Raw genomic sequence first — 13,492 nt, 5'->3', positions numbered from 1 at the left:
ATTTGCGGTTGGGGAGATCCGAAGCAGGGCAACCAATGGAAATCGACATACGCAAAATTCTCGAACAAATGGGTTTGGATAAGGATCGCTGGCCGCAAGAATGGAGAGAACCCGCTGAAGAGAAAGTAAGCCCATGATAACTCTCGGAATGAAAAAAAACCTCGCAGAAACGAGCAGTCCGCAGGACGCGTTTCGCGAGGTTTTGTTCATTTTCAACCCATTCGCACCGAAATCCCGAAATCAATTCATCGCCCGTTCGGCCCGAACGAAGGCGATAAAACGGCGCGCTTCTTCCGGCGTGAGCTTGCGCCCGTCGATCGTGAGGGAGAAGCGTTCGAGCAGCTCGGCGTCGGAAAGCTCAACCTCATCGAGGAATCGGCGGACGTCGGGATCGACGGTACCGTTCGGAAGCTCGGTGCGGCCGACCAAGTAGTCGATCGACACGCCGAATAGGTCTGCTACCTTAGACAGGGTTTCCGTGTCCGGTTCTCTCCGGTTTTTCTCGTAGTGGGATAACGCGGCGCGCGAGATCCCAAGGGATGACGCCAGCTCTTCTTGCGTCCAACCGCGCTGATCCCGAAGGGAAGCGATGCGGCTGCCGATGTTCATTATATTCTCTCCTATCTGTATCCCTTTTGAGTCCATCATAATATGGAAACGCGTAGATTGCATCGGTTGCGACAAATCGTCGCATAAGGGGGATCAATATTAGTATACGCAATGTATCCGTTTCCTAGACGACAAATGACTTATTATATATGCAATTTTACGATAGAAACCCAGCCTGCATTTTGCGACAAAGATTGCAAAATAAATCTTGACAATGTTACGTTTTGTAACTATTGTGGAAGAGAGGGAAAGATACATTTAGTATCGTTAAGGTTCATTTTCGCAGAGCCGGAGTTGACGAAGATGCCGGATAAAGAAATCGCTTGGACGCGAAAATCGATCCGCATGCATGCGGATGACGCCGTCGATGCCGAAATGTGGGTTTCCGGAATCGGCAACCGCCAGGTCAGGACGAAATCGAGGAAAGTGCTGCTGCTGGAATTGGCGCCGGACTGGCTTCGTTTTCGGACGACATTATGGATGCCGCCGGACGGGGAGTGGTCCGTCACGCTCAAATTCATGCTCGAGGGCGTGCCGATCGAGGCGTCGGGACGCATCGCGCAAGCGTCGGGGGAACGCCACTGGTGGACGTACGCGGTGGATCTGGACCCGGATCCGGTCAAACGAGCCGTTCTGACGAAGGTTCTGAACCAGAGGCTGAAAGCCAAAGCACCGCTGTTGTACCGTATCCATGAGGCTTACCGGAAACAATCTTGGGGGTAATGAAAACGTGAAAGGGCGGGGAAGCGAAATGGAACAATTCTATTGCGTCAAATGCGGCCAGCTGGCCGGAATCGATCGGGCATTGACGGTGTTCCGGACCGGGTATTTCCGCAACGAGCACCACTTGGGATTCTGCCGCGCATGCGCGTTCGATCGGGATCGGACATGCCGGGACGACAGCCCGGTCCCCGAAGCCGAGCACCCTCCCGCCGCTTCGGCATTCCTCTAAAGTTTCCCTAAAATCAAGGCGGCGGCATGCGATATTGCTATAATAGAAGACGAACGCAATATCGCGAGTTGATGGAGGGAAGCACATGTCTTCGGCACCCGTCGTGCAGCTGCGGGACGTGACCAAACGGATCGGCGGCCGCACGATTATCGACCGAATCTCCCTGGAGGTTTATCCGGGCGAAGTATTCGGGTTTCTCGGTCCCAACGGCTCGGGCAAAACGACGACGATCCGCATGATGGTCGGGTTGATGTCGATGAGCGGGGGCGATATCCTGCTTGGCGGCCGCAGCGTGAAATCGGAGTTCTCCCGGGCGGTTTCCCAGATCGGAGCCATCGTCGAGAATCCGGAAATGTACAAGTTCCTGACCGGTTATCAGAACCTGCTGCATTACGCGCGGATGTCCGGCGTCTCCAAAGACCGGATCGCGGAAGTCGTGGAGATCGTCGGCCTGAACGGCCGCATTCACGACAAAGTGAAGAAATACTCCCTCGGCATGCGCCAGCGTCTGGGCGTCGCCCAGGCCGTGATGCACCGCCCGAAGCTGCTTGTGCTCGACGAACCGACGAACGGACTCGATCCGGCCGGCATCCGGGAGCTCCGCGACTACTTGCGCCGCCTGGCCCGGGAAGAAGGCACCGCGGTGTTCGTCTCCAGCCACCTGCTGTCGGAAATGGAGCTGATGTGCGACCGGGTCGCGATTCTCCAGAAGGGGCAGATCATCGACATCCGTTCCCTGCGTCCGGAAGACGCCCGATCATCCGCGGAGACGACCGAAGAAGTGCTGTTCGAAGTCGACCGCCCCGATGCCGCGCTTGGCATTCTGGACGGACTGGGCCCGGGCCGGATGGCGGGCGGCGGGTTCACCGTGGAAGCCGATCGCCGAACGGTGGCCGCCATCAACCGCAGGCTGGTGGAAGCCGGCATCCAGGTATACGGAATCCGCGTGAAAACCAAATCGCTCGAAGACCAATTCCTCGAAGTGACGGGGAGTGAAAGCCATGTCTAGCTTCTGGAACTTGATTCGGAACGAGAACATGAAAATATACCGCCGCCTCCGCACCTGGGTCATGTTCGCGTTTACCGTTTTCGTGCCGCTCGCGACCTCCTTGCTCCTGTACCTCGCGGACGGGAAAGAAGGTACCTTGGACAGCTGGTCGGTAACGTTCATCGAAGGAGAGATACTGTTTCTTCTCATCAATATCTTCACCGTCGTCAAAGCCGCCGAATCGGTTGCCGGCGAATTTTCTTGGGGTACGATCAAGCTGCTGTTGATCCGGCCCTGGAGCCGATCCTCGATCCTTCTGTCCAAGTATATTTCGATCTTCCTATTCGCGTTGCTGATGGCGATCGTCGCGTTCGCCGTGTCCATGGCCGTGAACATCCCAATGTTCGGAACGATCGATCTCCCGAAGGCGTTGGAATATTACGGACTGCACCTGATCGGTCTCGTTTTCGTCGCCGCGTTCGCCTTCATGCTCTCCTCGGCTTTCCGGAGCAACGGACTCGCGATCGGATTGTCGATCTTCCTGCTCATGGCGAGCGTCACGCGGCTGTTCGACGTGCTGTTCGGCATGACGGACAAACCGTGGGTCAAATACGTCGGCTTCCTGCACCTGAATCTCGTGAACTATCTCGAGGGAGGCGCCGGACCCATTCCGAACCAGGAGACGACGCTCGGGTTCTCGATCGCCGTGCTGGCCGCGTACGTGATCGTCTTCAACATCGTGTCCTGGACGGTGTTCCGCAAGCGGGACGTGGCGGCTTGAACCGTGTTTTGTCGTAAGTTTGTGTGCAATCGGATTGACGGAAGACCGCTCCCGCGGGGGCGGTTTTTCTACTCCTTGACATGATACGAAATGTATCGTACTGTAAATGCATAATTCAACCATCCAGCGGAATCAGGTGATAACGATGACCGTATTCATGCTTCCGATCAAGCTGCCGGGGAACAAATACATGGAGTTGCTCGTCCGCTCACTCGAACAATCCGGCTTGACGGTCAAGCCGTTCGACAAGAAAAAAATATACGAGATCCGCAGGGGAGATATCCTCCATATCCATTGGCCGAGTTTCCATTATACAGGTCGTAACTTCGTCCAAACGGCCGTCAAAACCGCCGTGTTTCTTTTCCTTTTGCTTTATCTCAAGCTTAGAGGGGCCGCTATCGTGTGGACGGTCCATAACGTCTGGCCGCACAAGGACGGCCCGACCCGGTTTCACCGCAGGATGAGGATCTTGTTATGCCGCGTATGCTCGAAGCTGATCGTCATGGGAGATTCCGTCCGGGATGAATTGGTGGCGAATTTCCATGCCGACGCCGGCAAGATCATCTGCATTCCCCACGGCCATTTCAAGGAGGCTTATCCGAGCCGCCGGCTTAACATCCGGGAGCGGTTCGGCATTCCCGAAGACGCCTATTTGTTTGCCTTCATCGGCCAAATTTCGCCTTATAAAGGGTTGGATCTGCTGCTTCGGAGCTTTAAGCGGATGGGGGATGCGGAAACCCGCCTGCTAATCGCCGGCAAGCCGACCGCCGATTTCGACGTTTCCATCCTGCAGGACGCAGGTGATCGTGTTTACCTATCGCTTGATTTCGTCAAGGATGAGGAACTCGCGGATTTCCTCCAAGCCGCGGATTCCGTCGTCCTTCCGTACCGGAATATCACGACGTCCGGTTCCGCGATATTGGCTCTCTCCTTCTACAGGCCCGTCGTGGCACCGGATCTCGGGCTGCTCCGGGACTATCTTACGCCCGAGACGTCGATCTTGTACGACCCGTCCGATCCGGACGGACTGATGAAGGCGATGCGGGAAATGAAAGAGAAAAGGGAGCGGTACGAGGACGTTGAGCCGTTCGATTACAAATTGGCTGAGCTTGAATGGAGCCGGATATCCGAAATGACGTCGGGCGTGTACGGGAATCGCGGACGGCAAGTCGGCCGGGTCGAGTCGGAAGCAGGATAATGCCCGCGGCGTCAGGCCGCGGGCTTAAATATGCCTCTTAATTTGTTCTTCATCGTTCTCAGCGCTTGGATGAAAGGTAACGCCGCTTTTCCATCCGTCTTCCCCTTCGGAGCCAGGGTCAGAAGCAGCTGGAAACCGAGATTTTTGAACGTCCATTTTTCCTGCAGGCTCAGCCGGTTCAGAAACTTCGCCCTGACGGGATCGTTCTCCCGCAGCAGTGCTTTTTTGGCCAGCTCGTACAGCTTGTTCGACAATCGTTTCGTCCGATCGCGCAAGAACGGGCTTAGCGTACCGTAACGATCGATGATATCGCCGCCGCTTCGCAATCTCATCTCCAGGCATTGCCGGGCCATCTCCGCCAGATACTGCTGCAGCATGACTTTCTCCAGGGACGCGCCGACGCCTCCGGGCAGCGTATAACGCCGGTACAGCACCTCGCGGACGTTGGCGAACTTGGTGACCAGACTCATGCGCAGCCACAGATCGTAATCCTGGGTATACGTGAACAGCTCGCGATACCCGCCCGCCTGCAAGTAGACGGATCTCCGAAACATGACCTCCCCGTGGGTAAAGACGTTGTTTTTGCTCAGCAGCTGTTCCGTAACGTCCTTATCCTCTTCCAGCTTGTCGTAGATCGACCTCTCGTTCGTGATCGTGTTCACGTTCTCCACTTGGCAGCCGACTACGCCGACTTCCGGACGGTTCCGCAGCAATTCGATCTGCTTCTCGATTCTCTCCGGATAGGAGTAATCCCCTGATCCGTGAATGGCGATGAGGTCTCCCGACGCTTGCCCGATCGCATGGATGAACGAGCGGACAAGCCCCATATTGGGATGGGTAATGACCCGCAACCGGCGATCCTCGATCGATTGCAGCATGGCAAGCGTCCGATCGGTGGACCCGTCGTCGATCGCGAGGATTTCGATCTCCCGGTAGGTTTGGTTCAGCAAGCTCTGAATGGATTCAATGACGTAATCTTCCCGGTTGTAATAGGCGGTGATGATCGAAACGAGCATGTTCTACCCCCGCTCTCTCGCGGCTACGGGCTGCAGTCTTCGACGCGCGCCGCGAACCCGCAGTACGACTTCGTTCCAGTCGGAACGTTCGATAAGAATGATTTTCCGAATGGGAATTTTCTCTTTCCTCGAATACGCGACCAGGAACAAGACGCTCGCCACCGTATAAGAAACGGACGAGGAAACGGCGGCGCCGTTCGTCCCGAACGCCGGGATGAGGAAGACGTTCAGCACGATGGTCAGGATCAGCGGTCCGAGGGCAAGCATGAGCCCAAACAGAGGATTGCCTCTCGCGGCGACGTCGTTATGGATCAGCTTGGCGATGACGAAGAAGACGATTCCCGGCAGCAAATAACGGATGACGGATACGGAGGGCAGATAGGCGTTTCCGTACAAGATCGAAACGATAAGCGGAGCGCCGATCCAGAGTGCCGCCCCCAAGACGAGCAGCAGCGGAAATACGACCCGGAGCAGCTTGGCCGTGCGTTCCACGGCTTCGGCGTCCGTCCTGCTGTTCGCGCTTCTCGCGAACATGACCATCGCGATGGCGGCCGGAATTTGCCAGATCAGCTCCGCGAAGTTCGTGCCGAGCGAATAGATCCCGACGTCGTATTCCGTGGAGTAATGGCCGACCATGACGACTCCGATCCGATAATTCAACTGAAGGATGAACAAGGCGGCCGCGAAAGCGAAACCTTTGGAGATCAACCGCTTCGGGAGCTGAGGCACGTACTTGAATTTCAACGGCATGTCTTTCTTTACGATCTTGACCGAATAGTAAACCGTGTAAATCCCGACGAACGCGGAAGCAAGCAACACGCCCAGCACATCGTCGGGGAACAGAACGATCGCGAGCAGAATGAGCGCGATGTTCAGGAACACCTTCACGATTTCGACCGTATTCATGCTGGAAATCCGTTCCTTACCTTGCATGAGTCCTCGTAAATACTGCGCGCCCAGATTGAGCGGAATCGTCGCCAAGGCCATTCCCAGCAGGAGCCAGTTCGCTCCGCTGCCGAATTGGAAGAGGAAGAGGCCGGCGACCGTCAGCATGCTGAAGATCGACGTGAACAACCATAGGAGCATCAAGGAGGAAGCGATATCCTCCTGCGGATACAGCCGCTTCCCGATGAACTGCGCGGAGGCTTGCCGGATGCCCAGATCCGCGATCGTCAGGACGATTTGCGGCAGCACGGAGATGGCGGCGAGCAGCCCTTTGCTCTCCGGGCCCAGCAGCCTCGCCGTCAAGACGGAGAGAATAAATCCCGCGCCCAGTACGACGATCCGCGTCGCGAACGTCGTCAGGATATGAAACAGCGTGCTCCTTCTTTTGGTCATACGCCGATTCCTTTTTCTTCGTCGGTATACATGCCTTTCTTATCGTAATCCAAGTACCAATCGACGAACTTGCCGATGCCTTCCTCTATCGAGGTGGCCGGCTTGAATCCGACATCCGCCATCAGGTCGTCGACGTCGGCATACGTTTCCGGAACGTCGCCCGGCTGCATCGGCAAATACGCTTTGACCGCTTCGATCCCGAGCTTCCGCTCCAAGCAGGCGATGAAGTCTCCCAAGGCAACGGGCCGGTTGTTTCCGATATTGTAAATTTTGTAAGGGGCGTAGCTGGTGCCCGGATCGGCCGCGATTTTATCCCACTGGGGATTCGGCCGCGGCGTGCGGTCCAGAAGCCGGCGAATGCCTTCCACGATATCGTCGACGTACGTGAAATCCCTTTTCATTTTCCCGTAGTTGAACACGTTGATCGTTTCCCGGCGGAGGATGGACTGGGTGAACTTGAAGTAAGCCATATCCGGTCTGCCCCAAGGCCCGTATACCGTGAAGAAGCGCAGGCCGGTCGTCGGCAGTCCGTACAGATGGCTGTACGTATGGGCCATCAATTCGTTTGCTTTCTTGGTCGCGGCGTATAAGCTTACGGGGTGGTCGACGTTATGCCGAACGGAAAAAGGCATGGCTGCGTTCGCGCCGTATACGGAGCTGGAGGAAGCGTAAATCAAATGCCCGGTCTCGTGGTGTCGGCAGGCCTCAAGCACGTTGAGAAAGCCGACGATATTCGCGTCAATGTACGCTCTGGGATTGGTGAGGCTGTACCGGACGCCCGCTTGCGCGGCCAAATGGACGACAACCGGAAAGTCGTACTCGGCGAACAGGCCGTTCAGGCTGTCTCCGTCCTCGAGCGCGAATTGGCGGAAGGAGAACTTCCTGTATTGTCGTAACATATTCAAGCGAGCCTGCTTCAACGCGGGGTCGTAATAATCGTTCATGCTGTCGATGCCGACGACTTCCAAGCCGTCGTTCAACAGCCGCTGGGCCAAATGGAAACCGATAAATCCGGATGAGCCCGTAATCAGAATGTCAGCCATGCTGCAGCACCTGCTCTCTTTTTTGAATCACTTTCGCCGGTATGCCAACCGCCACGCAGCCCGCCGGAACGTCCAGATTCACGACGGCGTTGGCTCCGATCACCGCATTCCGACCTATTCTAATGTTTCCGATCAATTTGGCGCCCGCGTAAATGACCGCATCGTCTTCGATGATCGGGTAACTCCGCTCCAATCCCCGTTTGCCGTGGCTTCCGATGGTGACCTGCTGGAAAATGGTGACGTTGTCGCCGATTTCCACGCCTTCGCCGATCACGATGCCGGTCGGATGGGGAAGACGCAGGTTGGTACCGATTTGCGAGCTTTCCGAGATGTGGCATTGAAAGCGGGTTCGGGCGTAGTAACTGACGAATTTCAATAGAAGCTGGTGAATCCGGGACGTTCTCGTATTCCAGTAATGGCAGTGCCGGTAAAGAAACAAAACCTGAAAGTTGATCGAAGTCAGAAACGCCACCGTCCGCCATAAACGCGATTTCGTCTTGACGCAGGCGTTAAAATCGTCCCTGACGAGCCGGAGCACTTCCCTGTATCGATAGTTCCGCATGCCGAGCCTCCCTAGTGCCCGCCGGACGTCTAACGGACGTCGAGATCCGCGCCCAGCTGCCTCAGCTTGCCGACGATGTTCTCGTAGCCGCGCTCGATCTGCGAGATATTTCCGATAACCGTCGTTCCTTCCGCGATGAGTCCGGCCAGCAAGCAGGCCGCGCCTCCGCGAAGATCGGTTGCCGTCACGTTCGCGCCCGTCAACGGTTTCCCGCCTTCGATAATCGCCGTGTTGCCGAACGACAGGATGTTTCCGCCGAACTTTTTCAGTTCGTCCACGTATTTGAAGCGTTCCGTAAACCTCAAGTCCGTGATCGTGCTTCTGCCGTTCGCCGAGAACGCCAATGCCGCGAAGATCGGCTGCATATCCGAATTGATGCCGGGGTAAGGTGCCGTAAACAGATCGAATCCCTTTTTCTCTTTCTTGCCTGAAGCATAGACGGCCCCGCCCCATTCGAATACTTCCACGCCGATTTCCCGCAGTTGCCTGACGTCTTCTTTAATGAAATCCAGGGAAAAATCGGGGATGCAAATTTCGCCGCCCGTCATGGCCGACGCCACGATGTAGGTGACGGCTTCATCCCAGCCCGGCATGACCGAATAGCGGACGCCGCCCCGGATTCGGTTGACGCCCCGGATCCGGACGACCCGGTTCGAGCATTCGATATCCGCTCCCATCCGATTCATCAGCTTGGCCAGCTCCATGATTTCCGGGCGGGTATTCGCGTTCAGGATCGTCGTTTCTCCCTCCGCCGCGGCGGCTGCGATCATGATGTTTTCGGTACCGGAAGTGGTAGGCAAATAAAATTCGATGGCGGTGCCTTTGTTGCCGTTTGATTGGACGAATATGCCTTCTTCCGTGTCTTCCACCACCGAGCCCAATTTGCGCAAGCCCATCAGGTGCAGGTCGTATTTGCGGTCTCCGATTTTGCACCCGCCGGGCATCGGCAGAAGCAGCTCCGATCGCAGAGCCGAAGCCAGGCCGAGCAGAAGCAGCGAGTACCGGATTTCGCTGGCGATGCGGTTCACGTTTCCGCTCGGGAACGTGCCTCTGGAACAGCTGACCGAAGTGCCGTCCACCTGGATATGGGCTCCGGCTTCGCTCAGGATTTGAATGAGAATTTTCACGTCGCGCAACTCGACCGGTACGTTGTCCAGCACCGTCGGCTCTTCTCCCAAGCAAGCGGCCGCGATCATCGGAAGAGCGGCATTCTTCGCTCCGGACAGCCGAATCTGCCCCGAAATCGTATTCCCCCCGTTCAGTACGAAAGCTCGCGTTTGCTCCAAAGTCGTAATCATAACATCCACACTCCTATCCTTATTTTTTCTTTATTTAACGAATCGATTGGAAGCCGCCTCTAACGAATGGCGGGTACCTTTGACGAGTTCCCTAAGAATGCCGAGCTGCAGGGCGATTTTCGCCAGCTGCAGGACCGCGCGTTTGCGGGAGAGGGAAAGCGGCAAGCGGAGAACGTAGAGACCGATGCGGAGAACGGCTTTCGAGAACGCCCGGGGACCGGAGAGCTCGAATCGGATGGCGTCGCTTACTCCTTGCCAATACATCCGGTTCATGAACCAATTCAGCTTGGTCCGTTTGGCGGATATTTTGTGGAAGACGACGGCTTTCGGCGTGTAATACACGGCGTGGCTCGTTTTGATTTTGTGGATGAGCTCGGATTCCTCGCCGGACAGAAGGTTTTTGCCGCTCCTTCCCAAATCGGTTCTGAATCCGCCATAGAACCGGATCACTTCCGTTTTGAATCCCATGTTGGCTCCGTACGGAATGGCCGTTCCCTTCATCTCGGCGAGGGTATCCGAGTAATCGAGAATCGTATAAACGGACTTGTATTCGTCGGGCAGCCACCCCGGCGCTCCGGACTCCCATTGGGGAATGATTTTTCCGCCCGCGCACGCGACGCCTTCGATGGACAAGCAATCGCGCATATGCCGCAGCCATCCGTCGCCGGCGAGCGCATCGTCGTCCAGAAAAACGATGTTTTCGCCTCGGGCTTCATCGATGGCCCGGTTTCTGGCGTAGGAGAGCCCAAGCCGTTCTTCGAACACGTAACGCAGGTTCGTCTCCTCTTTCATCATGCTGCGTACCAACGAAGCGATATCATCCGATGAGCGGTTGTCGACGACGACGACCTCGTAACGGTCGCGCGGATAATTCTGCTTCAATACGCTGTTGATCGCTTCAACCGTATCTGCAGCTCGATTATGCGTGCAGATCGCCACAGTGGTTTCCATCCTGCACTCCTTTTCCGATCCAATATGTATCTTTATTGCGGATTCATTCCTTACTTTAAGTTACAAAGTGTATCATGTCAATTGTTTCTTGGACTCCATTCCCGCGCTTGACACGATACGTATTGTAACCTATTGTAGAAATAAAAAATACAAATCGTATCTGCGGGACAGGATAGGGTGAAGGAAATGAATATCATGTTCGTCAGCCATACGTATATTGGCGGTCCGTTCGTAGTCGGATCCCATCACCTGGCACGGGAGCTGTCGGGTATGGGACACCGCGTGCTCCACTTGAGTACCTCGATCACCCCCGCGCATCTTCTGAAAATGAAAGAGAAGCCGATTTTCGACCGTTTCAAGCAATGGTGGAACATGAGGAAAATGGAGGGCGAATTCATCCACGGCGTCACGCTGTCCCTCGTTCCTTGGACCATTGCCGGACGGGTGTACAAGAAGACGGGATCGAATTGGTTCGTGGAATCGATCCGGTTTCCGAACGTTTCGAGACTTCTAAAGCGCCACCGGTTTTCCGACGTGGACCTTCTGCTGATAGACCAGCCTTATTTCGTAGGGATCGAGAAATATATCCGCGCGAAAGTCGTCATCTACCGGCCGACGGACCATTACGCGGAGATGTCCGGGGACCAGACAGTGGCGCTCGCGGAGCGGGAAATCGTGAACAAGGCCCACGGGATGGTCGCCACCTCCGAGCCGGTGCTCCGGAACGTCCAGAAGTACAAGATGGACGTTCCCGCCATCGTCATGGAGAACGGAGTGGAGTTCGAACATTTCTCGAGGGGCGGATCCGAACCGGAGGAGCTGAAGTCCATCCCGCGGCCGCGGGCGATCTACGTCGGCGCGGTCGACGAACGCCTGGATCTGGAGGCGCTCCGGTATTTGGCGGAACGGCGCCCGGATATCAGCGTGATCGTGATCGGTCCCTGTCCGCCGGCCGTTTCCGAACCTTTCTCCTCACTGGGCAACGCGTTCTTCCTGGGGCAGAGGCCATATGCCGAGTTGCCTTCCTATTTGCATCACGCCGACCTGGCGCTTCTGCCGCTGTCAGACCATAAGGCGAACCAGGGACGAAGTCCCATGAAGCTGTATGAATACGCGGCGGCAGGCCTTCCGATCGTGGTGAGGGAAACGCCGGAGTTGATCAGGCGGGGAGAGGACTTCCTGGCCTTTTACAACGATCACGAAGAGCTTGTGGAAAAGGTCGGGCGGGTGCTGGACCGTTGTTCCCGCAAGGAGATTAGCCGGGAGGCGATCCGGCGGGCGGCGAGCAAGCAGTCCTGGAAATCGAAAGCCGAACAGATCGTGGAATTCAGCAGACGGCTCCGTCAAGGAGCCGATGCGAAGAAAACTAAAGGAGTGGTAGAGAAATGAAAATGGCAGTCGTTGGAGCCGGTTACGTCGGGCTGGTAACCGGTGTTTGTTTTTCCGGTTTGGGGAACGAAGTGGCTTGCGTAGACCGGGATGAGGATAAAATCGCCCGTCTCCGCCGAGGGGAAGTACCGATCCATGAGCCGGGACTGGGGGACATGATCGCAGAAAACGCTGGGGCCGGCAGGCTCCGATTCACGACGGATCTGGCCGAAGCCGTCAGGGAGGCGGAGGTTGTCGTCCTCGCCGTCGGAACGCCTTCCCTCCCGAACGGGGAGGCCGATTTAAGCTATATCCGGGATGCTTCCATCGAAATCGGCGAAGCGATCAACGGCTACAAAATCGTCATGACGAAGAGCACGGTCCCGGTCGGCACGAATGAGAAAATCAAGGCGACAATCGCCATGCACACCGGGCATCCGTTCGACGTGGTTTCCGTTCCCGAGTTCCTGCGGGAAGGGTCGGCCGTCTCCGATACGTTCCATCCCGACCGGATCGTCATCGGAGCCGATAATCCGGCTGCCGCGGCCGTCATTGCCAAGCTGCATTCCGAACTGACGCCGAATATCCTGCTCACCGACGTCCGCAGCGCGGAAATGATCAAATACGCGTCCAACGCGTTTCTCGCGACGAAAATTTCCTTCATTAACGAGATCGCCAACATCTGCGAGAAAGTCGGCGCCGACGTGACCCAGGTGTCGCTTGGCATGGGGCAGGACCGCCGGATCGGCCCCGCCTTCCTGAACGCCGGCATCGGCTACGGCGGATCCTGCTTTCCCAAGGATACGCGCGCGCTGATCCAAATCGCGGGGAACGTGGATTACGACTTTAAGCTGCTGAAGTCCGTCGTCGACGTGAACCAGGACCAGCGGACCAATGTCATCCATAAGCTGCAGGACTTCGTAGGGCACTTGTCCGGACGGACGATCGCCGTCTGGGGATTGGCGTTCAAACCGAACACCGACGACGTCCGCGAAGCGCCTGCGCTCGATATCCTGGCGGAGTTGGTCCGGCTGGAAGCGAACGTTCGGGCCTACGACCCGATCGCGACCCCCAACTTCCGCAAATTGTTCGACCATCCCCGCGTCGTCTGGTGCGAAGACGCGCTTTCGGCGGCGGAAGGGGCCGACGCCCTCTGCTTGCTAACGGAGTGGCCGGAGTTTGCCGGCGTCGATCTCAAGCTGCTGGGCCAGAAAATGAAAGAGCCCGTATTGTTCGACGGCCGGAACGTCTTCGGGAAGGAATTGTTCGACCTCACGGAGTTCCGTTACTATTCGGTCGGAAGGCCGCATCTGAACCGGTTTGCCGAAGCATCCGTTCCGCTGTAGGCGTGTCGAATTTGCCTTGACATGTGACGATTTGTATCGTAG

Annotated in this window: 14 protein-coding genes; 7 read left to right on the top strand and 7 right to left on the bottom strand. The window is 56.6% G+C overall.

The genetic code is table 11. The features are described 5' to 3' along the window. Window positions 1-240: 240 nt before the first annotated feature. Window positions 241-609 carry a helix-turn-helix domain-containing protein gene (locus GE107_RS20490; protein ID WP_219642162.1) on the bottom strand — a complete coding sequence of 123 codons (369 nt, stop codon included), beginning with the start codon at window positions 607-609 and terminating at the stop codon, window positions 241-243. Between the two features lie 303 nt (window positions 610-912). Between GE107_RS20490 and GE107_RS20485 the strand changes: the two genes are divergently transcribed. From GE107_RS20485 to GE107_RS20465, 5 genes are all read left to right on the top strand, one after another. Then, window positions 913-1,332, top strand: coding sequence for a hypothetical protein (locus tag GE107_RS20485; RefSeq protein ID WP_219642160.1), 420 nt, complete (start codon window positions 913-915; stop codon window positions 1,330-1,332). Between the two features lie 28 nt (window positions 1,333-1,360). Further along, window positions 1,361-1,561 carry a hypothetical protein gene (locus GE107_RS20480; RefSeq protein ID WP_219642157.1) on the top strand — a complete coding sequence of 67 codons (201 nt, stop codon included), beginning with the start codon at window positions 1,361-1,363 and terminating at the stop codon, window positions 1,559-1,561. An 85-nt stretch (window positions 1,562-1,646) separates the two neighbouring features. Continuing rightward, entirely contained in the window at window positions 1,647-2,570 is a 924-nt protein-coding gene (locus tag GE107_RS20475; protein ID WP_219642155.1) for an ABC transporter ATP-binding protein, read from the top strand. Continuing rightward, entirely contained in the window at window positions 2,563-3,330 is a 768-nt protein-coding gene (locus GE107_RS20470; RefSeq protein ID WP_219642153.1) for an ABC transporter permease, read from the top strand. The genes GE107_RS20475 and GE107_RS20470 overlap by 8 nt, the downstream gene beginning before the upstream one ends. A gap of 145 nt (window positions 3,331-3,475) precedes the next feature. Further along, window positions 3,476-4,528: a glycosyltransferase family 4 protein gene (locus tag GE107_RS20465; RefSeq protein ID WP_219642151.1), complete on the top strand. Its 1,053-nt coding sequence runs from the start codon at window positions 3,476-3,478 to the stop codon at window positions 4,526-4,528. Window positions 4,529-4,539: 11 nt separating this feature from the next. Here GE107_RS20465 and GE107_RS20460 read toward each other — a convergent pair whose 3' ends face one another. From GE107_RS20460 to GE107_RS20435, 6 genes are read right to left on the bottom strand one after another with little or no spacing between them, the layout of a single operon-like run. Next, the gene (locus tag GE107_RS20460) at window positions 4,540-5,544 is read right to left on the bottom strand and encodes a glycosyltransferase (RefSeq protein WP_219642149.1); all 1,005 of its coding nucleotides are present in this window, start codon (window positions 5,542-5,544) and stop codon (window positions 4,540-4,542) included. Window positions 5,545-5,547: 3 nt separating this feature from the next. Further along, a complete protein-coding gene (locus tag GE107_RS20455; protein WP_219642138.1) occupies window positions 5,548-6,882 on the bottom strand; it encodes a flippase in 1,335 nt (444 codons plus the stop codon). Further along, entirely contained in the window at window positions 6,879-7,925 is a 1,047-nt protein-coding gene (locus GE107_RS20450) for an NAD-dependent epimerase (protein WP_219642135.1), read from the bottom strand. Before GE107_RS20450 ends, GE107_RS20455 begins: the two co-directional genes overlap by 4 nt. Further along, window positions 7,918-8,487: a serine O-acetyltransferase gene (locus tag GE107_RS20445; RefSeq protein WP_219642131.1), complete on the bottom strand. Its 570-nt coding sequence runs from the start codon at window positions 8,485-8,487 to the stop codon at window positions 7,918-7,920. Before GE107_RS20445 ends, GE107_RS20450 begins: the two co-directional genes overlap by 8 nt. A gap of 29 nt (window positions 8,488-8,516) precedes the next feature. After that, entirely contained in the window at window positions 8,517-9,785 is a 1,269-nt protein-coding gene (locus GE107_RS20440; RefSeq protein WP_219642129.1) for a UDP-N-acetylglucosamine 1-carboxyvinyltransferase, read from the bottom strand. Between the two features lie 30 nt (window positions 9,786-9,815). After that, a complete protein-coding gene (locus tag GE107_RS20435; RefSeq protein WP_219642126.1) occupies window positions 9,816-10,736 on the bottom strand; it encodes a glycosyltransferase family 2 protein in 921 nt (306 codons plus the stop codon). Window positions 10,737-10,922: 186 nt separating this feature from the next. Between GE107_RS20435 and GE107_RS20430 the strand changes: the two genes are divergently transcribed. Together GE107_RS20430 and GE107_RS20425 are read left to right on the top strand one after the other, a co-directional pair. Further along, entirely contained in the window at window positions 10,923-12,125 is a 1,203-nt protein-coding gene (locus tag GE107_RS20430) for a glycosyltransferase (RefSeq protein WP_219642124.1), read from the top strand. After that, window positions 12,122-13,450, top strand: a complete 1,329-nt coding sequence (locus GE107_RS20425) for a UDP-glucose dehydrogenase family protein (RefSeq protein ID WP_219642122.1) — start codon at window positions 12,122-12,124, stop codon at window positions 13,448-13,450. The genes GE107_RS20430 and GE107_RS20425 overlap by 4 nt, the downstream gene beginning before the upstream one ends. Window positions 13,451-13,492 lie beyond the last annotated feature (42 nt).

The sequence above is a fragment of the Cohnella sp. CFH 77786 genome (genome assembly GCF_019400745.1).
In the GTDB taxonomy this organism is placed as follows: Bacteria; Bacillota; Bacilli; order Paenibacillales; family Paenibacillaceae; genus Cohnella.
Note: the sequence above shows the minus strand (reverse complement) of the source record. Positions and strands in the feature narration are given on the sequence as shown.

Excerpts from the sequence above, each read along its gene's own strand:
- GE107_RS20425 (WP_219642122.1), top strand. The coding sequence starts at position 12,122 with ATGAAAATGGCAGTCGTTGGAGCCGGTTACGTCGGGCTGGTAACCGGT.
- GE107_RS20450 (WP_219642135.1), bottom strand. The coding sequence starts at position 7,925 with ATGGCTGACATTCTGATTACGGGCTCATCCGGATTTATCGGTTTCCAT.
- GE107_RS20460 (WP_219642149.1), bottom strand. The coding sequence starts at position 5,544 with ATGCTCGTTTCGATCATCACCGCCTATTACAACCGGGAAGATTACGTC.
- GE107_RS20480 (WP_219642157.1), top strand. The coding sequence starts at position 1,361 with ATGGAACAATTCTATTGCGTCAAATGCGGCCAGCTGGCCGGAATCGAT.
- GE107_RS20485 (WP_219642160.1), top strand. The coding sequence starts at position 913 with ATGCCGGATAAAGAAATCGCTTGGACGCGAAAATCGATCCGCATGCAT.
- GE107_RS20445 (WP_219642131.1), bottom strand. The coding sequence starts at position 8,487 with ATGCGGAACTATCGATACAGGGAAGTGCTCCGGCTCGTCAGGGACGAT.
- GE107_RS20435 (WP_219642126.1), bottom strand. The coding sequence starts at position 10,736 with ATGGAAACCACTGTGGCGATCTGCACGCATAATCGAGCTGCAGATACG.
- GE107_RS20475 (WP_219642155.1), top strand. The coding sequence starts at position 1,647 with ATGTCTTCGGCACCCGTCGTGCAGCTGCGGGACGTGACCAAACGGATC.
- GE107_RS20430 (WP_219642124.1), top strand. The coding sequence starts at position 10,923 with ATGAATATCATGTTCGTCAGCCATACGTATATTGGCGGTCCGTTCGTA.
- GE107_RS20465 (WP_219642151.1), top strand. The coding sequence starts at position 3,476 with ATGACCGTATTCATGCTTCCGATCAAGCTGCCGGGGAACAAATACATG.
- GE107_RS20440 (WP_219642129.1), bottom strand. The coding sequence starts at position 9,785 with ATGATTACGACTTTGGAGCAAACGCGAGCTTTCGTACTGAACGGGGGG.
- GE107_RS20490 (WP_219642162.1), bottom strand. The coding sequence starts at position 609 with ATGAACATCGGCAGCCGCATCGCTTCCCTTCGGGATCAGCGCGGTTGG.
- GE107_RS20455 (WP_219642138.1), bottom strand. The coding sequence starts at position 6,882 with ATGACCAAAAGAAGGAGCACGCTGTTTCATATCCTGACGACGTTCGCG.
- GE107_RS20470 (WP_219642153.1), top strand. The coding sequence starts at position 2,563 with ATGTCTAGCTTCTGGAACTTGATTCGGAACGAGAACATGAAAATATAC.